Raw genomic sequence first — 19,446 nt, 5'->3', positions numbered from 1 at the left:
CCTCGATGATGGCCCCGCGGGGAGGCCTCGGGCACGGCGGCGCGCGGGAGAACACGACGACAATACGAAGCGTGGCGGACACCTTAAGTGACGGGCGCCGCCGATCCGGGCGGTTTGCGCGTCTCCACGGCGATTGTCAGTGGGCGGTGGAAGACTCGGCACCAAAGGCAACGGGACCCCTCAAAGGAGGGCAATCATGCTCACCACCCGCTTCGTCAACGGCTCCCCGAACTGGCTGGATGTCGCCACGGCCGACATCGAGGGTGCCATCGCCTTCTACGGAGGGCTCTTCGGCTGGCAGTTCCGGTCGGCGGGGCCCGACGCCGGCGGCTACGGCTTCTTCCAGGTCGAGGGCAAGACCGTGGCCGGGGCCATGCAGATCACCGCCGAGCAGGGCCCGCCGTCCTGGAACGTCTACTTCCGGACCACGGACGCCGAGGCCACCGCCAAGGCGGTCGAGCACGCCAAGGGCACGGTGCTCATGCCGCCCATGGACGTGATGGGCGAGGGGCACGTGGCGATGTTCGCCGATCAGGCGGGCGTGACCTTCGGCGTCTGGCAGCCCGGCCGGACCGAGGGCCTGGGCGTGGCCGGCGACCCGGGTTCCCTGTGCTGGGTCGAGCTCTGCACCCCGGACATCGCTGCTGCCGCCGCCTTCTACAACTCGGTCTTCGGGTGGAACACTTCGGCGGCCGAGTTCCCGGGCGGGACGTACACCTGTGTCAACCCCGCGGGGACCGAGGAGGAGGACATGTTCGGCGGCCTCGTCCCGCTCGCCGACGATCCGGTCGAGGCGAGGACCGGCGCGTACTGGCTGCCGTACATCGAGGTCCCCGACGCGGACGCCGTGGTCGCCAAGGCCCAGGAACTCGGGGGTACGGTCCGGATGCCCGCCACGGACATGGAGGGTGTCGGCCGCATCGCCAAGCTCGCCGATCCGTACGGGGCACGCCTCGCGGTGATCAAGAGCGCACCGCAGCAGGGCTGACGCCCCCGGCCGGCGGACCTGCGCGGGACCGAAGCCCGTCGGCCCCGCGCCGAGGGTGCTTCGGTCCCATGGCTTGTCTGACAGGCAAGCCCGGCGAGTGTCGACAACGCTCGTGATCAATCCACCTAGGCCGAGGCCCGTCGCACCAGCGTCGTCGGCAGGACCACTCCGGAGGCCTCGGGCACCGTGTCCTCGGCCCCCGCCCTGCCCTCCAGACCGCGGATGAGCAGCCGGGCCATCAACCGGCCCATCTCCTCTATGTCCTGACGCACCGTCGTCAGGGGCGGATCGGCCTGTTCGGCGATCGGCAGCATGTCGTCGAAGCCGATCACGGCCACGTCGTCGGGCACCCGTCGCCCGTGCTCACGCAGCACGCGCAGCGCGCCGAGCGCCGACAGGTCGTTCGCCACGAACACCGCGTCCAGGTCGGGGCTGCGCTCCAGCAGTTCCCGCATCGCGCGTTCGCCGCCGGCGGGGGTGAAGTCGCCCTGCGCGACGAGCGCCGGACCGGCGTCGGCCATGACGTCCCGGAAGCCGTCGAGCCGGTCGACCGCGGACGTCTGGTCGAGGGCGCCGGTGATGTGGGCGATGCGCGTCCGCCCGAGTCCGATCAGGTGGCGAACGGCCTGGCGGGCTCCGCCGCGGTTGTCGCAGTCGACGTAGACGGCTTCGCGGACACCGTCGCCCCAGCCGGGCCGTCCGCCGAACACGGTCGGCACACCCGCGCCGTGGATCAGGCCCGGCAGCGGGTCGTCGAGGTGCAGCGAGAAGACGAGCGCGCCGTCGACGTGGCCGCCGGCGAGGTAGCGGGCGACGCGGGCGTGGTCGTCGCGGCCTTCCGTGAGCAGCAGGACGAGCTGGGAGTCGTTGGCTGTCAGTTCCTTGCTGATGCCGCGGAGCTGGAGTGCGAAGAAGGGGTCGGCGAAGACCCTGGTCTCCGGCTCGGCGATCACGACGGCGACCGCGTCGTGGCGCCGGGTCACGAGGCTGCGGGCGGCCTGGTTCGGAACGTACCCGAGTTCCTCGACGGCCCGGCGCACGCGCTCGACGAGCGGTTCACGGACCCCGTCCCCACCGTTCACGACTCGTGACACGGTGGCCCGGGAGACCCCGGCCCGCGCTGCCACGGCCTCCAGCGTGGGGCGCGACACTGTCTCGGTCACCTCAGGGCACCTCCTCGGCGGATGCGGATCAGGATAGCCGCGTGGCCGCTCGCTCTGTGGAAGTGCTCCCCGATCACCGAGAACGGCTCGAACCGGCCCCGCCGAAGGGCGCCCCGGCGGGCGCCTCGACGGGGAGAGCGCCGGCCCCGTTCCGTGGCCCGGGGCCCTGGCCCGGGGCGGGAGTCGGGGCCCCGTGCGATCGGCTGACCGCCGAATCCGCCCCGCGGCCGCCGACGCGCGGGCCGATGGCTCGCGGGCCGATGGCTCGGGCGCCCGGGCGGGGTTCGCTTGCGCGGCGGCCGAAGTCGCCCCGCCGCCACGGGAGTCGGCGCCGTCCGGCCCGGACGGGAGAGGGTCCCGGGCAGCCGGGCGCGGCCGCCCGGACGGGGGCCGCCCGGGGGATCACTTGTCCTGCGGCGCGGCGTCCTCGTGCTTCGCGCGGCTCGGCTGCACCCGCTTGGGCTCGCCCGGCATCTTCGGGTAATCGGGCGGGTACGGGAGGTCGCCGAGGCCGTGGTCGTGCTCGTCGCGGTCGGCGAGTTCCAGCAGTGCCTCCAGGGAGAAGGCGTGGTCGTCCATGTCGGCGTGCACATCGCCGAGTTCGGCGAAGCGCCCCGGCATGGTCACCAGGTCGAAGTCCCGGGGCCTGGCGTCCTGCACCTCGTCCCAGCGCAGCGGCGCGGAGACCGGGGCGTGCGGGCGGGGCCGTACGGAATAGGCCGAGGCGATGGTGCGGTCGCGAGCGGTCTGGTTGTAGTCCACGAAGATCTTCTCGCCTCGCTCCTCCTTCCACCAGGCGGTGGTGACCTGATCGGGCATACGGCGTTCGAGCTCGCGCCCGACGGCGATGGCGGCCCGGCGGACCTGGGTGAAGGTCCAGCGCGGCTGGATCGGCACGAAGACATGCAGTCCGCGGCCCCCGGAGGTCTTGGGCCAGCCCCGCAGACCGCCGTACTCGTGCAGGACCTCGCGCAGTTCGTGGGCGGCGCGTACGACGTCCGCGTAGTCCGTGCCGGGCTGCGGGTCGAGGTCGATGCGCAGTTCGTCGGGGCGGTCGACGTCGTCACGGCGGACCGGCCACGGATGGAAGGTGAGCGTGCCGAACTGCGCGGCCCACAGCACGGCGGCGGGCTCGGTGGGGCACATCTCGTCGGCGCTGCGGCCGCTGGGGAAGGTGATGTGGGCGGTCGGGATCCAGTCGGGCATGTTCTTGGGCGCCCGCTTCTGGAAGAAGGACTCGCCGGTCACCCCGTCCGGGTAGCGCTCCAGCGTGGTGGGACGGTCGCGGAGGGCACGCAGGATGCCGTCGCCGACCGCGAGGTAGTACTGGGCGAGGTCCAGCTTCGTGAACCCGCGCTCCGGGAAGAAGATCTTGTCCGGGCTGGACAGACGAACACTCCTGCCGGCCGCTTCGAGTTCCACCGCATCGCCCATGCGAGCCACGGTAGGCGCAGCTCGCGGGCCCCGCACACCGGGCGGACGCCCGCGCCGCGCAGAATCGACGAGCGGTGGACGCCCGGATGAAGATGCCGATCGGTGCCCTGTCCCCGCGTCCCGCCACATGATCCGAACGGCGGGATCCGAACCTGACCAAGCCCTACTAGCGCATCGCGCGCATGCGGGTGATCTCGCTGGTCTGCTGGGCCACCACGTCGTCGGCCATCTCCTCGATCAGCAGGTTGTTGCCCTGCGCCTTGACGTCGGTGGCCATGGTGATGGCTCCCTCGTGGTGAGTGATCATCAGGGTCAGGAAGAGGGCGTCGAAGTCCGCGCCGCGGGCCGCCCGTAACTCCTTCAACCGGGCCTCGGTCGCCATTCCCGGCATCCCGGTGTGCTGGTGGCCCCCGGCGTCCCCGGCCTCCGTCTCGCCGTGAGTCTTCAGCCAGCCCCGCATGGCCTCGATCTCGGGGCCTTGGGCCGCGGAGATACGCAGGGCGAGGCGCTTGAGGTTCCCCGACCGGGCGCGGTCCGGGACGAGCCCGGTCATCTCCAGGGCCTGGGTGTGATGCTGGATCATCATCCGGGCGTACGACACGTCTGCCGAGTTGGGGGTGTCGTCGTCGGCGCGCTGCGCGGCCGCCTCGCCGGCGGAGAGCGTGCGGTTCTCCTCGCCCGGCGCGCCGGGGACGATCACCGAAGGTCCGCCGCCGGCAGCGGACCTGTCGTCGGTGTCCGCGTCACAGCCGGCGAGGGCGAGCACGAGCAGCGCGGTAGCGAGGGGCGCCCGGCTTCTGAACACAACGACCTCCTGGTGCGGGGGAGTTGATGAACCTGACTGACACTCGTGAATCTTCGCATCGATCACCGGCGAGATTCATGACGAAGGCGTTACCCGTCTTTGATCTGTGCATGATGAAGACGATACTTCGGAGACCATGAACCGTTCCCCCGTGAACGGCGACGATGGAGGTTGCAGTGACCCTGTTAAACCATCCCCGAACGCGGCACAGACGACTGGGTGTCGTCGCGGCCTGTGCCGGACTCCTCGCGGCACTCCTGACGGCCGTCCCCGCGGCCGCCACCCCCGACCCCGGGGACGGACCGGCCGCGGAACGCCAGGTGTCGCAGGAGGCGCGGGCCCGGGCGGCCGATGCGATCGCCGACGGCGAGATACCCGGACAGGACGAGATCGTCCACTCCGACAACATCGAACACCTCACCAACATCCCCAAGGACGTGCTGCCGGGCTTCAACTCGGACCTGGCCTTCCAGGGCCGGTACGCCTTCGCCGGCAACTACGACGGTTTCCGCATCTTCGACATCGCCGACCCCAGAGCGCCGAAGACCGTCGCGCAGGTGCTCTGCCCGGGCTCGCAGAACGACATCTCCGTCTCCGGCGACCTGCTCTTCCTCTCCACCGACTCCTCGCGCAGCGACAGCAGTTGCAACAGCACCACGCAGCCCGCGACCGAGAAGTCCTCCTGGGAGGGCATGAAGATCTTCGACATCAGCGACAAGAGGAACCCGAAGTACGTCGCCGCCGTCGAGACCGCCTGCGGCTCGCACACCCACACCCTGGTGCCCGAGCGCAGGAACGTCTACGTGTACGTCTCCTCGTACTCGCCGAACGCCACCTATCCGGACTGCCAGCCCCCGCACGACGGCATCTCCGTCATCAAGGTGCCGCGCAAGGCCCCCGAGCGGGCGGCGGTCGTGAACTTCCCCGTGCTCTTCCCGGGCGAGGGCCCGGACGGCGGCGGCAACCCGGGCTCGCCCACCAACCCGGGCGTGTCCAAGACCACCGGCTGCCACGACATCACCGTGCTGCCGGAGAAGGACCTGGCCGCCGGTGCCTGCATGGGTGACGGCATCCTGTTCTCCATCGAGGACCCGGCGAACCCGAGGGTCATCGACCGGGTCCAGGACAACGTCAACTTCGCGTTCTGGCACTCGGCGACCTTCAACCAGAAGGCGGACAAGGTCGTCTTCACCGACGAGCTGGGCGGCGGCGGCGCGGCCACCTGCAACGCCGAGATCGGCCCGAACCGCGGCGCGGACGGCATCTACGACATCGTCGGCAAGGGCGACAAGCGCAAGCTGGTCTTCCGCAGCTACTACAAGATCCCCCGCCACCAGGCGGACACCGAGAACTGCGTTGCCCACAACGGCTCGCTGATCCCGGTCAAGGGCAAGGACCTGATGGTCCAGGCCTGGTACCAGGGCGGCGTCTCGGTCTGGGACTTCACCGACTCCTCGAACCCGAAGGAGATCGCCTACTTCGAGCGCGGACCGCTGTCCACCACCGGACTGGTCATCGGCGGCGCCTGGTCGGCGTACTACTACAACGGCCACATCTACTCCAACGACATCACCAAGGGCTTCGACGTGCTGAAGATCAGCGACCGGCGCACGGACCCCGCCAAGCGGGTGCGGCTGGACGAGCTGAACGTCCAGACCCAGCCGGACTACTTCGACTGACCCCGGTCGGCCGTCCCGTCGCAAGGAAGCGGGACAGGTCCGTCCTGTCCGTCCCGCCGGACGCCTCGGCCTCCGGCGGGACCCCCGGCTCCGGTCCGTCCGGCCGCGAAACGGACGCAAAACCGCAGGACAGCCGCACCCTGTCGGACGGAAGACGCAACAGGCGCACACCATGGACGGCTCTTAGAGTCGAAGTATGGATCTGCCGGTGATGCCCCCCGTGAAGCCGATGCTCGCCAAGTCGGTGGCGAAGATCCCGCCGGACATGCACTACGAGGCGAAGTGGGACGGGTTCCGGGCCGTCGTGTTCCGCGACGGTGACGAGATGGAGATCGGCAGCCGCACCGGAAAACCGCTGACCAGGTATTTTCCGGAGCTCGTCGAGGCGCTGCGGGAGCGGTTGCAGGAGCGCTGTGTGATGGACGGGGAGATCGTGATCGCCAGGGACGGGCGGCTCGACTTCGACGCGCTCTCGGAGCGGATCCACCCGGCGGACTCACGGGTGCGGATGCTGGCCGAGAAGACCCCCGCCTCCTTCGTGGCCTTCGACATGCTGGCACTGGCCGACGCCTCGCTGCTCGAGGTGCCGCTGAGCGAGCGGCGCGCGCTGCTGGTGAAGGCGTTGTCCGGGGTGACGGCGCCCGTGCACGTGGCGCCCGCGACCACGGACCTCGAGGTGGCGCAGCGGTGGTTCGAGCAGTACGAGGGGGCGGGGCTCGACGGGGTCATGGCGAAACCGCTCACGCTGCCGTATCTGCGGGACGAGCGCGCCATGTACAAGATCAAGCACGAGCGGACGGCGGACGTCGTCGTCGCGGGGTACCGCTTCCACAAGAGCGGACCGGTCGTCGGGTCGCTGCTGCTCGGCCTGTACGACACCGGGGGCACGCTCCAGCACGTGGGCGTGAGCGCCGCGTTCACCATGAAGCGGCGGGCGGAACTGGTGGAAGAGCTGGAGCCCTTGCGGCTGGAGGACGCGGCCGGGCATCCGTGGGCGGCCTGGGCGCAGGAGTCGGCACACGAGACGGCCCGGCTGCCGGGGGCGCCGAGCAGATGGTCGGCGAAGAAGGACCTGTCCTGGATCCCGGTCCGGCCCGAGCGGGTGGCCGAGGTGGCCTACGACCACATGGAGAACGGCGTACGGTTCCGCCACACGGCCCGCTTCCGCCGATGGCGCCCCGACCGCACCGCCGGGAGCTGCACGTACGGACAGATGGAGGAGCCGGTCGGCTACGACCTGGCGGAGATCCTGGGGCCGCGGAGCTGACGCACCGCGCACGGAGCCGCTTCCTCCGCGCCCCTCTTCGACCCTGCACGGATCGTCCCGCTGAGCCGATCAACTCAGTCGCCGCGCGCAATCAGAAACGATCGGGTATGGCCACCGATGAACTGATGGACGCACAATCGATGGCACGGGACAGGTGGCACGGTGGGCATACGAGAGTCGGTTCGGACGCGGCGTGGCGCATGGACGGCGGGACTGCTGGCCGTCACGGTCACGGGCTCACTGATGACGGGCTGCACCTCGGGCGGCGGAGCGGCCGACGACGGCCGGTCCCCGAGCCAGAGCCCGAGCGACAGCGGGACCGGCGTCCCGAATACCGGCCCGGTACTCGCCGTGAAGATCGACAACGCACCCGACGCCCGTCCCCAGACGGGGCTCGACGCGGCGGACGTGGTCTACGCGGAGCAGGTCGAGGGCGGTCTGAGCCGGCTGATGGCGGTCTTCGCGAGCACCCTGCCCGACAGCGTCGGACCCGTGCGCAGTGCCCGCGAGTCGGATCTCGAACTGCTGAGACAGTTCCACGAGCCGACGCTCGCCTTCTCCGGGGCCCAGCACAAGCTGCTGCCGCTGATCGACGACGCTCCGCTGGATCCCGAGCCGGCGGGGAAGGTGCCCGACGCCTGGTACCGGGGCACGGGCAAGGCCGCGCCGCACAATCTGTATCTGCGTCCGCGGCGGCTGATGGACTCCGCGCCCGGCGACGCCGCGCTGACCACGGGCTTCCGTTTCGGCGCGGCACCCAAGGGCGGCACCCCCGAGGCCTCCCGCACGGTCCGCTTCCCGTCGGCCCGCTTCACCTTCACCTGGTCCGCCGACCGCGAGCGCTGGCTGGTGGCGATGGACGGCACGCCGACGGTGACGACCGACGGCACCTCGGTGGCTCCGGCGACGGTGGTCATCCAGTACGTGAAGGTACGCGCGTCGAGGTACCACGACTTCCTCGGCAACAACACTCCGTTCACGGAGTCGGTGGGCTCGGGCACGGCCCGGGTACTGCGCGACGGCCGCGCCTTCGACGCGAACTGGACGCGTCCCGAGGCGGCCGACGGCACGCGGTTCACCAGTCCGGACGGCACGCCGATGAACTTCGCCCCGGGGCAGGTGTGGGTGGTCCTCGCCAAGGCGTGAGCCCCGGGCACCCGGGCGTGGGGACCCACGGGCGGACGGGCCGGCCGAGCCGCCGATCCGGCCCCCGCCCGGGCGGACGTCAGCCCTCAGTGCTGCGCGCGGAGGGGTTCCCCGGGGTTGCGGAGCCCCTCGGCGGCGTCCGAGACACGCTGGATGAGGTCGAAGAAGAGATCCTGCTCCTCGGCGGAGAGGGGAGCCAGGAAGACCTGGTTCATGCGCGCGGTGCGCACGGTCAGCTTCCGGTGGACGCGCAGCCCCTCGTCCGTGAGGCGCAGCAGAAAGCGGCGTCCGTCCTGCGGGTCGCGCACCTTGTCCAGCAGCGCGCGGCGCCCGAGCCGGCTGACGACCTCGGCGATCGTGGACCGGTCGAGTCCCACCCGCTCCCCCACCGTGCGCTGGTCGAGGCCGGGCTCGGCGACCAGCGCGTTCAGGACCGCGAACTGGGGCGAGGTGATCCCCTCGGAGACCATCGTGTTCCACAGCAGGTAGTGCGCCTGCTGGAGTCGCCGGGCCAGGTGCCCGGGGTGGGTGGAGAGGTCCACCGCGGCCATGTGCGCTCCTCGGGTCCGGTACGCGCCGGTGACAGCGCCGCACCGGGGTGGTGTGCGTCGATGCCCCGCGTCTCGTCGATGCCCCGCGTCTCGGGGGTCCTCCGGGTTCATCGATGCTCTGAATCCGTTGGTGCACTGAACGATACCTGCCCTACCTGGCGGCTGTCCCGCCCCTGTCGACCTTGCCGACCCTACGAATTGCTGCGTCTATCCGAAGTCTTGACGGACCGAAGTCCGGATGGCAGCGTGTCGAGCACCTCGCAGAATTACTCAGTGCCCTGATTAATTTGGCGCCGGACACTCGGGAGAGATGAGGCTTCACGGATGGACAAGGTGGTCGCCACGGCACTGGAGGCGGTGGCCGATGTACCGGACGGCGCGACCCTCGCGGTCGGCGGATTCGGCCTCAGTGGTGTTCCGAACGTGCTGATCGAGGCCCTCCACGAGCGTGGCGTCCAGGGACTCGGGGTCGTCTCCAACAACTGCGGGGCCATGGACTCCGGGCTCGCGACCCTGCTCGCCGCCGGACGCATCGCCCGGGTCACCGGCTCGTACATCGGCGCGAACAAGGAGTTCGCCCGGCAGTACCTGGCCGGCGAGCTGGAGGTCGAGATGATCCCGCAGGGGACGCTGGCCGAACGGCTGCGCGCGGGCGGTGCCGGCATCCCCGCCTTCTACACGCCCGCCGGGGTCGGCACCCAGGTCGCCGACGGCGGACTGCCGTGGCGGTACGACGGCCACGGCGGCGTCACACTGGCCTCCCCGCCGAAGGAGGTGCGCGAGTTCGACGGCACCGCGTACGTGCTGGAGCGCGGCATCCGCACCGACTTCGCGCTGGTACGGGCCGCGAAGGGCGACCGGCACGGCAACCTCGTCTTCAACAAGTCCTCCCGGAACTTCAACCCGCTCGCCGCGATGGCCGGCCGGGTGACGATCGCCGAGGTCGAGGAGCTCGTGGAGCCGGGCGGGATCGATCCGGACGCCGTGCACCTGCCCGGCATCTTCGTGCAGCGCGTCGTGGCCCTGACCCGCGAGCAGGCGCACGCCAAGATGATCGAGAAGCGGACGGTCACGGCGTCCGCGGCGGACGGGACGGTGAGCGAGTGATGGCCTGGAGCAGGGAAGAGATGGCGGCCCGCGCCGCGCGTGAACTGAAGGACGGCCAGTACGTCAACCTCGGCATCGGCCTGCCGACCCTGATCCCCAACCACCTCCCCGCGGGCGTCGAGGTGATCCTGGAGTCGGAGAACGGCATTCTGGGCACCGGCCCCTACCCCGCCGAGGACCAGGTCGACCCCGACCTCATCAACGCCGGCAAGGAGACCGTCACGGTCCTGCCCGGAGCCTCGTACTTCGACTCCGCGCTGTCCTTCGGGATGATCCGCGGCGGGCACATCGACGTCGCGGTGCTGGGCGCGATGCAGGTGTCGGCCGGCGGCGACCTCGCCAACTGGGCCGTCCCCGGCAAGATGATCACCGGCATCGGCGGGGCGATGGACCTCGTCCACGGGGCCCGGACGGTCATCGTCGTGATGACACACACCGCCAAGGACGGCTCGCCCAAGATCCTCCGTGAGTGCGGGCTGCCGCTCACCGGAAAGGCGTGCGTCAACCGCGTCATCACCGACCTGGGCGTCCTCGACGTCACACCCGCCGGGCTGCTGCTGGTCGAGACCGCTCCGGGTGTCACGGCCGGTGAGATCGCGGCGAAGACAGCCGCCGAGGTCGTCGTCACGGAGGGGATCCGGTCATGAAGGACCCCTCGGCGCCTCCGGTGCCCGGCTCGCCGGAACCGTCGCCCACCAACTCGCCCGCAAGGGCACCGGAGTTGGAGTTGCCACCCTCTGCATCGGCGTGGGCCAAGGCCTCGCCCTCGTCCTCGAACGCCAGGAAGTCGACCATGGCTCTCACTCAGTCGGACATCGACACCGAGATCAAGGATCACCAGGACGCGTACGACAAGGCGGTGGCCGGCGGCGCGCCCGTGCGCCACCACCCCGCGCGCGACTACGCCCCGTACCGCAGCTCGCGGCTGCGCCACCCCAAGCAGCCACTGGTCGCCGTGCGCGGCGGCGACCCGGAGACGGTCGAGCTGTCGGGCCCGGTCTTCGGCGTCACCGACATCACCGAGATCGACAACGACCTGACCCTCCAACACCGGGGCGAGCCGATCGGCGAGCGGATCACCGTCTCGGGCCGGCTGCTGGACCGCGAGGGACGTCCGGTGCGCGGCCAGCTCGTCGAGATCTGGCAGGCCAACGCCGCGGGACGGTACGCCCATCTGCGCGAGCAGCACCCGGCCCCGCTCGACCCCAACTTCACCGGCGTGGGACGGACCCTGACGGATGATCAGGGACAGTACGGGTTCACCACGGTCAGACCGGGACCGTACCCCTGGGGCAATCACACCAACGCCTGGCGGCCCGCGCACATCCACTTCTCGGTCTTCGGCAGCGCGTTCACCCAGCGGCTGGTGACCCAGATGTACTTCCCGGGCGACCCGCTGTTCCCCTACGACCCGATCCTGCGGTCCGTGACGGACCCGGCGGCCCGCGACCGGCTGATCGCCGCGTACAACCACGGTCTCTCGCGGCCCGAGTTCTCCATGGGCTACGAGTGGGACATCGTCCTCGACGGTCCCTCCGCCACCTGGATCGAGGAAGGCCGATGAGCATGACAGGACGGCTGCTCCCCACCCCCGCGCACACCATCGGCCCCTTCTACGGCCACGCGCTGCCGTTCCCCGGCGGGGGCGACATCGCGCCCCCGGGCCACCCCGACACGATCACCCTGCACGGCCACGTGTTCGACGGGGCGGGCACGCCGGTCCCCGACGCCCTGCTCGACTTCTGGCAGGCCGCGCCCGACGGCTCGCTCACCGGCGCCCCCGGCTCGCTGCGCCGCGACCCGTCCACGGGCGGCTTCCTCGGCCGCAACGGCGTCGACTTCACCGGTTTCGGCCGGGTCGCCACCGACGCCGACGGCCGCTACGCGCTGCGCACGCTGCCGCCGGGCAACACCGGGCTGCCGTACATCGGGGTGTGCGTGTTCGCGCGGGGTCTGACGCACCATCTGTTCACCCGCGCCTATCTGGCCGACGGCAGCGATCCGCTGCTCGACGCGCTGCCGGACGAGCGGCGCGCCACGCTGATCGCGGCCGAGGGCGCGATGCGGACGTACCGTTTCGACATCCGCCTTCAGGGCGAAGGCGAGACGGTCTTCCTGGAGTTCCAGTGACACCTGCCGACCCCCTCGCGGCCGACTTCGGTCTGCTCGCCCCCGGCCGGGCCGGCTCCCCGGCGTCCACCGCGACGAGCGACACCGCGTATCTGCGGGCCCTGCTCGACGCGGAGGCCGCGCTGACCCGGGCCCAGGCGTCCCTGGGCCTGGCCCCGGCCGGGGCCGCGACGGCGGTGACCTTCGCCGCCGGCGACACGGACTTCGACATCGCGTCGATCGCGCTCCGCGCCCGGAGCGGCGGCAATCCGGTCATCCCGCTGGTCGCGGACCTGACGGCCGCCGTCGGCGCCGAGTTCGGCCCGTACGTCCACCGGGGCGCGACGAGCCAGGACATCCTGGACTCGGCCACGATGCTCGTCGCGGCCCGCACCCTGGTCCTGGTCCTGAACGACCTGGAACGGACCGGGCACCACCTCGCCCGGCTCGCGGCGGAGCACCGGGACACCGTCATGCCCGGCCGCACGCTCACCCAGCACGCGGTCCCGACGACCTTCGGGCTGAAGGCGGCCGGATGGCGGTCCCTGGTGCTCGACGCCAGGGACCGGCTGCACGCCGTACTGACCTCCCTGCCCGCCCAACTGGGCGGCGCCGCAGGCACCTTGGCCGCCTTCACCGCCTTCGGCGCGGACGACACCCGGGCCCTGACCACCGCGTACGCACGCGAACTGGGCCTCGCCGAGCCCGTGTTGCCCTGGCACACGCTGCGCACACCGATCGCGGACCTGGCCGGAGCGCTGGCGTTCACGGCCGGAGCGCTCGGCAAGACGGCCGTCGACGTGCTGACTCTCTCCCGCACGGAGATCGCCGAGCTGGCCGAGGGATCCGGCGGAGGTTCGTCCGCGATGCCGCACAAGGCGAACCCGGTGCGGGCCACCCTCGTGACAGCGGCCGCCCGCCGCGCCCCCCTGCTCGCGGCCACCCTGTACGGGGCGCTGCCCGCCGAGGACGAGCGGCCGGCCGGGGCCTGGCACGCCGAGTGGGAGCCGCTGCGCGATCTGCTGCGGCTGGTCGGCGGGGCGGCCCGCGACACGGCCGAACTGACCGCGGACCTCCGGGTGAACGCCGACGTCATGCGCGAACACCTCGGCCTCACGCACGGGTTGGTCGTCTCCGAACGACTGGCCGCCGAACTCGCCCCGGTGCTCGGCCGGGCGCGCGCCAAGGAGCTGCTGACGCGAGCCGCCGAGCGCGCCGTCGGTGAGCGGCGGCCCCTCGCGGACGTGCTCGGCGAGGAGCCCGGCCTCAAGGACCTCCCGGGCGTCGACCTCGCGGAGCTCACCGACCCGACCCACTACACGGGCTCCGCCGGAGTCCTCACCGACCGTGCTCTGGAGCGACCTTGACCGCGAATCCGCTCACCCACCGCGCCGAGGGATCCGACACCGCTCCCCCGCTGCTTCTCGGGCCCTCGCTCGGGACGTCGTACGCCCTGTGGGACAAGATCGCGCCCGAACTGTCCGCCGCCCACCGGGTGGTGCGCTGGAACCTTCCCGGGCACGGCGGTTCACCCGCCGATCCGATCGGTCCTGGAGCGACGGTCGCCGATCTGGCCGCGCTCGTCCTGGAGTTGGCCGACTCGCTGGGCATCGGGCGTTTCGCGTACGCCGGTGTGTCGCTGGGCGGCGCGGTGGGGCTGCACCTGGCGGTCCACCATCCCGAACGGCTCTCGTCCCTCGCGGTCATCTGCTCCTCGGCCCACTTCAACGGGTCCAAGCCGTGGGAGGAACGGGCCGAACTGGTGCGCCGCAAGGGCCTCGGACCCGTCGCGGCGACCGCCGACGCCCGATGGTTCACCGCCGGTTTCACGGTGCCGGAGCTGGTCCAGGACCTCCGCGACGCCGACCCGGAGGCGTACGCCGCCTGTTGTGACGCCCTGGCCGCGTTCGACATCCGCGACCGGCTGGCGTCGGTCACCGTACCGACGCTGCTGATCGCAGGGCGCGAGGACCCCGCGACGCCGCCCGCGCATCTGCGGGAGATCGCGGACGCGGTGCCGGGTGCGGCGCTCGTGGAGATCCCGGGTGCCTCGCACCTGGCGCCCGCACAGTGCCCGGAGGCCGTGCTGACGGCTCTGCGGGCGCACTTCTCCGGCGGGGGCGCGCGGCGCGGCATGGAGGTACGCCGTCAGGTCCTCGGTGACGAGCACGTGGACCGCGCGCAGGCGCGCCAGAGCCCGTTCACGGCCCGGTTCCAGGACTTCATCGCGCGCTACGCCTGGGGCGAGATCTGGACCGACACGACGCTGACGCGCCGCGAGCGCAGCATGATCACGCTGACCGCGCTGGTGGCGCACGGCCACTACGACGAGCTGGCGATGCATGTCCGCGCGGCACGGCGCAACGGGCTCTCCCCCGAGGAGATCGGCGCGGTGCTGCTGCAGACGGCGGTCTACTGCGGTGTCCCGGCCGCCAACTCGGCGTTCGCGGTGGCCCAGCGGGTACTCGCGGAGGAGGCCGCGAAGGAGGACGACGCCTCCCCGTCGGACCCGTCGGACTGACACCGGTCAGAGGCACAGGGCCGACTGCACCCAGCTGGGGTCACCCGCGGACCGACCGCGGCCAGCGACACCTACGCGCCGACCCCGGCCACGGACACCCGCGAGCTACCCCGGCCACGGGCACCCGGGGGCCGCCCCCAGCCAGGGGCACAGGGCCGACTGCACCCAGCTAGGGTCACCCGCGGACCGACCCGCGCCAGAGGCGCCCTCAGACCGCCCCCGCCAGGGCCCCACAGATCGGCCCCGGCCCGGGGACACCCGCGGACTGAACCCGGCCAAGGACACCTGTGGGCTGTCGCCTGACCGTGTGTCACAGGTGGCGACCGCCGACCGCACCCCGGCTCAGCGGCGGGCCGCCGACCGCACGTCGCCGCGGGCGGCTGACGGCGGCCGGCCGTTCGTCACAGGCCCGTCAGCGCCGCCTGCGCCTTCGCCGCCAGGCCGTCCGCTCCGCAGGTGCGCGCCAGGGTCAGGCCCTTGTTCAGTTCCATCACCGAGCGGGACGCGATGCCGTACTCGATGCGGGCCGCCGCGTGTTCGTACTGGCAGGGAGAGGCTTCCAGGTAGGTGACCGCCTGGGCTGCCAGCCGGACCGCGCGCTGACCGGTTTCGAGGGCGGCGGCGCACCGCAGTGCTTCGCCGATCGCCGTGTCGGTGCCGAACCGTTCGGCCTGGCGTCGGGCGTCAGCGGCCAGGGCGGCGGCGCGTGACGGGTCCTCGTTGGCGAGTGCCTTCGCGAGGTCGACGGCCCAGGGTGCGAGCACCGTGTTGTGGTGGCCGCGGGCGGCGGCGGCCTTCTCCGCCGCCTCCAGTTCGTTGATGCCCTCCTTGGTGCGGCCGACGGCGAGCAGCAGCCGGCCGCGCACCGATCGGGTGTCGGGAAGGACGATCGTGGAGGGGTACGGGGGCGCGAAGCCGTAGCGCTCGGCGATCTCCGCCGCCTGCTGGACGTGCCCGCGCGCCAGCAGGGTGTCGATGAGCCCGCAGGTCGCCGACCAGTACAGGGGCAGTCCGCGTCCGACCCGCTCCGCGAGGCGCAGCGATTCGCGCTGGTAGTGCTCCGCGTCGGCGAGGCGCCCCCGCCTGCGGTGGGCGAGGCCGAGGTAGGCGTTGGCCAGGGAGAGGTGGCCGCCGCTCCAGCCCGCCTTCACATAGGCGTGCAGGGCCTCGCTGAACAGGCTCTCGGCGCGGTCCAGCCGGTCCGTGTAGGCGTACGCGCTGCCCAGCATCAGCAGGAGTTCGACGCCCCACTCGGTGTCGGTCCAGGCGAGTCCCGGTGCGAGGCGGCCGTTGACGAGGGCCCGGTCGCAGAGTTCCACGACCTCCTCGGCGTTCTCGCCGCGGGTCATCGCGTCGAAGCCGCGCAGTATGAGCAGGGCGCGCTCGGAGTTGTCGCGCCCCGTGCAGGTCGTGACGAGTTCGGCGAGGCCGCTGGAGTGTCCGGCGCGCTCCTCGCCCGCGTGGATGCCCTCCCACATGTAGTGCACGGCCTGGAGCCGCATCCGGGCAGGCCCCGGTTCCAGCCGCGCGACCTCGGCGTCGACCGTGCGGACGGCCTCGTCCAACTGGTTGTTGTGGAGGAGTGCCTGGGAGAGCCGGAAAACGGCGTCGACGCGTGCCGTGTCCTCGAGTCCGGGCCGTTCGAGCGCGGCCCGGAGATGGCCGATGGTCGTGGACGGCGCGGTCAGGAGCGTGGCGCAGCCCAGTTCGTAGAGCACCCGTGCGTGGACCTCGGGCAGCGGTGGTTCCTTGAGCGCCCGCTCCAGGCAGCGCCGGGCCGCGTCCGGGGCGCCGACGGCGAGGTGCTCGCGGGCGGCCTCGCGCATCTGCTCGACGAGTTCGGGATCGTCGTCCGGATGCACTTCGAGGAGGTGGCGGGAGGCCGCCGCCGCACCGCGTCCGGACTCGGTGACCGCCCAGGCCGCCTGACCGTGCATCGCCGTGCGCAGGGCGTCCGGGATCGAGCGGTACACCGCTGTCGCGATCAGCGGGTGCACGAACTCCAGCTCGCCGTCCGGCAGTTGGCCGCCCGCGGATCCGGCCGTGGTCAGGATGCGGGCGGCGCCCAGCAGTTCGGCGCAGCGGGAGGCCTCCTCGTCCGGCATTCCGGCGAGTTGGGCGGCGAGGTCGAGGGAGATCCCGGTGCCGAGAATGGCGGCCGCCCAGGCGAACCGGGTGGCGTCGATGCCGAGTCCTTCGAGGCGGGCGACGAGTCCGCGGCCGCGAGCCGAGCGGTTCAGGTCGCGCAGTTCGGCGGCCGAGCCCTCGACCGGCTCCAGTTCGCTGTCCTGGACCTTGGCGAGCAGTTCGACGGTCTCGTACGGGTTGCCGCCGGTGACCGCCCACACCTCGCGGCAGAAGGGCGCGTCGGCGTGTTCGCCGAGGGTGGCGCGGGTGAGGCCCTCGGTGGCGGCCGGGGTCAGCGCTGTCAGGGTGGAGACCGGACGGCCCGCGGCGGCCACCGCGTCGAGCAGCCGGGCGCTCTCGCCGCTGACCCCGCCGGGCCTGCGGGCCACCACGACGAGGACGGACAGGTCGTCCAGCCGCTCGGCGAACGCGGCGAGCCAGCGTAGGGTCTCCTGGTCGGCCCAGTGCGCGTCGTCGATGAGCAGCACGAGCGGCCAGTCCCGCTTCGCGAGGCGTCGTACCGCGGCGACCAGACCGTCGCAGACGCCCTGCGGGTCGGGCTGCCGGTCACCGGGTTCGGCTACGCCGAGGGCGGGTCCCGCGATGTCGTACCAGTCCCCCAAATACTCGCGCGCCTCCTCCGGGAGCAGCGAGACGAGGGCCGGCTGGAGCAACTGCCGTACGACATTGAAGGGGACGGACGTGACGGTCTCGCCGCCGCGCGCCGACCACACGGCACAGCCCTTGCTCTCCGCGATCCTGCGTACCTCGGCCAGGAGTGCGGTCTTGCCGAGACCCGCCTCTCCGCTGAGCACCAGCAGGGTGCCCGAGGTCGAGGAATCCGCACGCAGTGCGGTGATCGCCTCCTCGAGAGTGGCGACCTCCTCTTCGCGCTCCCACAGGGAAGCCGAGGCGACCGCTCCGGGTCGTCCCTCCGTCATCCCGCTACCTCCCCAGGTCACCCAAACGACGTAACTGCTAACGAGCCTAGCCTCCTGGAAGCCACGGCGGAGGCGGGACCCGGCACCAGTCGCCGGGAGAGGCGACGGTGATCCCACGTAGGCGACGCCGCCGAACACCGAGTGGTTCCGAAGGGAAGTGACGGACAGTCAACCGCTGGAAAAATGAAGGTAATTTTCCTCCTTCGTTCGCGGCGCCGGGCCGTGCTCGGCGGACCCCCGAGCTCCCCGGGAAGAACCGGCACGAGCGCCCCCGCGCGCGACTGTGACCTGCACGCCCTCCGCTCCCGCGCTCCCGCGGAGGCGTGCGCGGGAGCGGAGGGGACGTCGCGCCGGGCCCTCCGAGTCCGGCCGGCGCCCCTCACCCCCGGTCCTCGCCCCCATACCCCGGGAGGCGACGGACGGCCCGGGCGGCACGTGAGGCGCACACGCCCTTGGCACTGGCGTTCTTCATCCGTCCGGTGGGCCGCCCTCCCGTCGACATGACCGCGTCAGCTCCCCAGCGGGCTTCGGGGAACCCTCTCATCCGCCTTTCACCCTGTGCTCATACGGTGGACCCATGACGCAGGCGACTCCCCCCGGCTGGTATCCCGACCCCGGGCAGACAAATGACGCTCCCGCCACCGAACGCTGGTGGGACGGTAGGACATGGACGGACCAGGTCCGCCCGGTCGGCTCGGCGGCCGCATGGGGTCCCCCGGCATACCCGGCGGGGGCCGGACCCTATCCGGCGTACGCCCCGAGCGGCCCGCGGCGCGGGCTGCGCACGGGCATAGCGGTCGCGGCGGCGGTCGCCGTCCTCGCCGGTATCGGCGGCGGCGTGTACGCGCTGACCAGCGATGACGGAGGCGGCGGCAGCGCGGCGTCCCGCGGCCCCGCCGGGTCGGACGGCCAGGGCGGACCGCAGGGACCGGGCGGCGGCCAGGAAGGCGGCCCGAACGGAGCGCCCGGCGGCCCGGGCGGCTCCGGCGGCTCCGGCGGCTCCGGCGGGCAGACTCCGGCGCCCGGTGAGTCGGGGCAGCCGGGGACCGACCCCGGGTACGCCACGGACGTCTACAACGGCATCAGCATCCCGGTGCCGGACGGCTGGGCCGGACAGAGCGGCGCGGGCACCGCCGCGGTGTCCACCAAGGACACGTACAAATGCCCCGGCGACACCTCGCAGAACTGTCAGCGCGGCGGCGCCTACTCGGCCCCGGCGAAGGCGCAGAAGCTGAAGTCCACGACGGCGGAGGCCGCGGCCAAGGAGGACATCTCCAAGAACGCCACCGAGTCGTACGGCAAGGGTTACGGCTCGATCACCTCTCACACCCAGCTCGCCTCGAAGGCCGTCACGGTGGCCGGCGAGAAGGGCTATCTGGTGCGCTGGAAGGTCGTGACGAGCAAGGGCGACGACGGATACGTCGAATCGCTCGTGTTCCCGTCCCCCGCCGACCCCGCCTCCCTGGTCGTCGTCCGCTTCGGCGTCGACATCAGCGCCAAGGCCCCCCAGCAGGCGATCATCGACACCATCACCAAGGGCATCAAGGTGGCGGCCGGAACCGGCGGAAACGGCCAGAACGTCTGAAACCGCCAAAACCGGGTACGCCC

Annotated in this window: 16 protein-coding genes and 1 pseudogene; 12 read left to right on the top strand and 5 right to left on the bottom strand. The window is 72.0% G+C overall.

All coding sequences use genetic code 11. The features are described 5' to 3' along the window. Positions 1–196: 196 nt before the first annotated feature. Positions 197–988 (top strand): VOC family protein, encoded by a 792-nt coding sequence (locus OG485_RS35980; protein WP_328672719.1) that lies wholly within the window; start codon positions 197–199, stop codon positions 986–988. Between the two features lie 125 nt (positions 989–1,113). Here OG485_RS35980 and OG485_RS35975 read toward each other — a convergent pair whose 3' ends face one another. From OG485_RS35975 to OG485_RS35965, 3 genes are all read right to left on the bottom strand, one after another. Continuing rightward, positions 1,114–2,151, bottom strand: coding sequence for a LacI family DNA-binding transcriptional regulator (locus OG485_RS35975; protein WP_328672718.1), 1,038 nt, complete (start codon positions 2,149–2,151; stop codon positions 1,114–1,116). Positions 2,152–2,553: 402 nt separating this feature from the next. Continuing rightward, entirely contained in the window at positions 2,554–3,585 is a 1,032-nt protein-coding gene (ligD, locus tag OG485_RS35970) for a non-homologous end-joining DNA ligase (RefSeq protein WP_328672717.1), read from the bottom strand. 166 nt (positions 3,586–3,751) lie between these two features. Next, complete coding sequence (locus OG485_RS35965) at positions 3,752–4,390, bottom strand: DUF305 domain-containing protein (protein ID WP_328672716.1); 639 nt, start codon at positions 4,388–4,390, stop codon at positions 3,752–3,754. Between the two features lie 164 nt (positions 4,391–4,554). Here OG485_RS35965 and OG485_RS35960 point away from each other — a divergent pair, with 164 nt between their 5' ends. The 3 genes from OG485_RS35960 to OG485_RS35950 all read left to right on the top strand — a co-directional run bounded on the left by OG485_RS35960 (position 4,555) and on the right by OG485_RS35950 (position 8,482). After that, positions 4,555–6,069: an LVIVD repeat-containing protein gene (locus OG485_RS35960; RefSeq protein WP_443048833.1), complete on the top strand. Its 1,515-nt coding sequence runs from the start codon at positions 4,555–4,557 to the stop codon at positions 6,067–6,069. Positions 6,070–6,265: 196 nt separating this feature from the next. Further along, positions 6,266–7,336 carry an ATP-dependent DNA ligase gene (locus OG485_RS35955; RefSeq protein WP_328672714.1) on the top strand — a complete coding sequence of 357 codons (1,071 nt, stop codon included), beginning with the start codon at positions 6,266–6,268 and terminating at the stop codon, positions 7,334–7,336. Between the two features lie 168 nt (positions 7,337–7,504). Beyond that, complete coding sequence (locus OG485_RS35950) at positions 7,505–8,482, top strand: DUF3048 domain-containing protein (RefSeq protein ID WP_443048968.1); 978 nt, start codon at positions 7,505–7,507, stop codon at positions 8,480–8,482. A gap of 86 nt (positions 8,483–8,568) precedes the next feature. Here OG485_RS35950 and OG485_RS35945 read toward each other — a convergent pair whose 3' ends face one another. Further along, positions 8,569–9,033 carry a MarR family winged helix-turn-helix transcriptional regulator gene (locus OG485_RS35945; RefSeq protein WP_328672713.1) on the bottom strand — a complete coding sequence of 155 codons (465 nt, stop codon included), beginning with the start codon at positions 9,031–9,033 and terminating at the stop codon, positions 8,569–8,571. 324 nt (positions 9,034–9,357) lie between these two features. Here OG485_RS35945 and OG485_RS35940 point away from each other — a divergent pair, with 324 nt between their 5' ends. From OG485_RS35940 to pcaDC, 7 genes and pseudogenes are all read left to right on the top strand, one after another. Then, positions 9,358–10,140: a CoA transferase subunit A gene (locus OG485_RS35940; protein ID WP_328672712.1), complete on the top strand. Its 783-nt coding sequence runs from the start codon at positions 9,358–9,360 to the stop codon at positions 10,138–10,140. Continuing rightward, positions 10,140–10,787: a CoA transferase subunit B gene (locus tag OG485_RS35935; RefSeq protein WP_328672711.1), complete on the top strand. Its 648-nt coding sequence runs from the start codon at positions 10,140–10,142 to the stop codon at positions 10,785–10,787. The genes OG485_RS35940 and OG485_RS35935 overlap by 1 nt, the downstream gene beginning before the upstream one ends. 4 nt (positions 10,788–10,791) lie before the next feature. Continuing rightward, positions 10,792–10,920, top strand: a pseudogene (locus tag OG485_RS35930) (3-oxoadipyl-CoA thiolase); the annotation flags it as partial. Positions 10,921–10,933: 13 nt separating this feature from the next. Then, on the top strand, positions 10,934–11,704 hold the full coding sequence (gene pcaH, locus OG485_RS35925) for a protocatechuate 3,4-dioxygenase subunit beta (protein ID WP_328672710.1): 771 nt from the start codon (positions 10,934–10,936) through the stop codon (positions 11,702–11,704). Between the two features lie 2 nt (positions 11,705–11,706). Then, positions 11,707–12,270, top strand: coding sequence for a protocatechuate 3,4-dioxygenase subunit alpha (gene pcaG, locus OG485_RS35920; RefSeq protein ID WP_443048967.1), 564 nt, complete (start codon positions 11,707–11,709; stop codon positions 12,268–12,270). Next, positions 12,267–13,616, top strand: a complete 1,350-nt coding sequence (gene pcaB / locus OG485_RS35915; protein ID WP_328672708.1) for a 3-carboxy-cis,cis-muconate cycloisomerase — start codon at positions 12,267–12,269, stop codon at positions 13,614–13,616. The genes pcaG and pcaB overlap by 4 nt, the downstream gene beginning before the upstream one ends. Next, positions 13,613–14,770 (top strand): bifunctional 3-oxoadipate enol-lactonase/4-carboxymuconolactone decarboxylase PcaDC, encoded by a 1,158-nt coding sequence (gene pcaDC, locus OG485_RS35910; RefSeq protein WP_328672707.1) that lies wholly within the window; start codon positions 13,613–13,615, stop codon positions 14,768–14,770. Before pcaB ends, pcaDC begins: the two co-directional genes overlap by 4 nt. A gap of 401 nt (positions 14,771–15,171) precedes the next feature. Here the strand turns inward: pcaDC and OG485_RS35905 are convergent, their stop codons facing one another. Next, positions 15,172–17,838, bottom strand: a complete 2,667-nt coding sequence (locus OG485_RS35905) for an ATP-binding protein (protein WP_328672706.1) — start codon at positions 17,836–17,838, stop codon at positions 15,172–15,174. A 577-nt stretch (positions 17,839–18,415) separates the two neighbouring features. On the opposite strand from OG485_RS35905, the gene OG485_RS35900 reads away from it, so the two are divergent. Next, positions 18,416–19,423 (top strand): DUF2510 domain-containing protein, encoded by a 1,008-nt coding sequence (locus OG485_RS35900; RefSeq protein ID WP_328672705.1) that lies wholly within the window; start codon positions 18,416–18,418, stop codon positions 19,421–19,423. Positions 19,424–19,446: the final 23 nt, after the last annotated feature.

Source organism: Streptomyces sp. NBC_00328, from assembly GCF_036139655.1.
GTDB lineage: Bacteria > Actinomycetota > Actinomycetes > Streptomycetales > Streptomycetaceae > Streptomyces.
This window is presented reverse-complemented; position numbering and strand designations above follow the sequence as displayed.

What these genes read in the sequence shown, in the direction of transcription:
- OG485_RS35980 (WP_328672719.1), top strand. Translation starts at nt 197, where the DNA reads ATGCTCACCACCCGCTTCGTCAACGGCTCCCCGAACTGGCTGGATGTC.
- ligD (WP_328672717.1), bottom strand. Translation starts at nt 3,585, where the DNA reads ATGGGCGATGCGGTGGAACTCGAAGCGGCCGGCAGGAGTGTTCGTCTG.
- OG485_RS35960 (WP_443048833.1), top strand. Translation starts at nt 4,555, where the DNA reads ATGGAGGTTGCAGTGACCCTGTTAAACCATCCCCGAACGCGGCACAGA.
- OG485_RS35955 (WP_328672714.1), top strand. Translation starts at nt 6,266, where the DNA reads ATGGATCTGCCGGTGATGCCCCCCGTGAAGCCGATGCTCGCCAAGTCG.
- OG485_RS35945 (WP_328672713.1), bottom strand. Translation starts at nt 9,033, where the DNA reads ATGGCCGCGGTGGACCTCTCCACCCACCCCGGGCACCTGGCCCGGCGA.
- OG485_RS35940 (WP_328672712.1), top strand. Translation starts at nt 9,358, where the DNA reads ATGGACAAGGTGGTCGCCACGGCACTGGAGGCGGTGGCCGATGTACCG.
- OG485_RS35935 (WP_328672711.1), top strand. Translation starts at nt 10,140, where the DNA reads ATGGCCTGGAGCAGGGAAGAGATGGCGGCCCGCGCCGCGCGTGAACTG.
- pcaH (WP_328672710.1), top strand. Translation starts at nt 10,934, where the DNA reads ATGGCTCTCACTCAGTCGGACATCGACACCGAGATCAAGGATCACCAG.
- pcaG (WP_443048967.1), top strand. Translation starts at nt 11,707, where the DNA reads ATGACAGGACGGCTGCTCCCCACCCCCGCGCACACCATCGGCCCCTTC.
- OG485_RS35905 (WP_328672706.1), bottom strand. Translation starts at nt 17,838, where the DNA reads ATGACGGAGGGACGACCCGGAGCGGTCGCCTCGGCTTCCCTGTGGGAG.
- OG485_RS35900 (WP_328672705.1), top strand. Translation starts at nt 18,416, where the DNA reads ATGACGCAGGCGACTCCCCCCGGCTGGTATCCCGACCCCGGGCAGACA.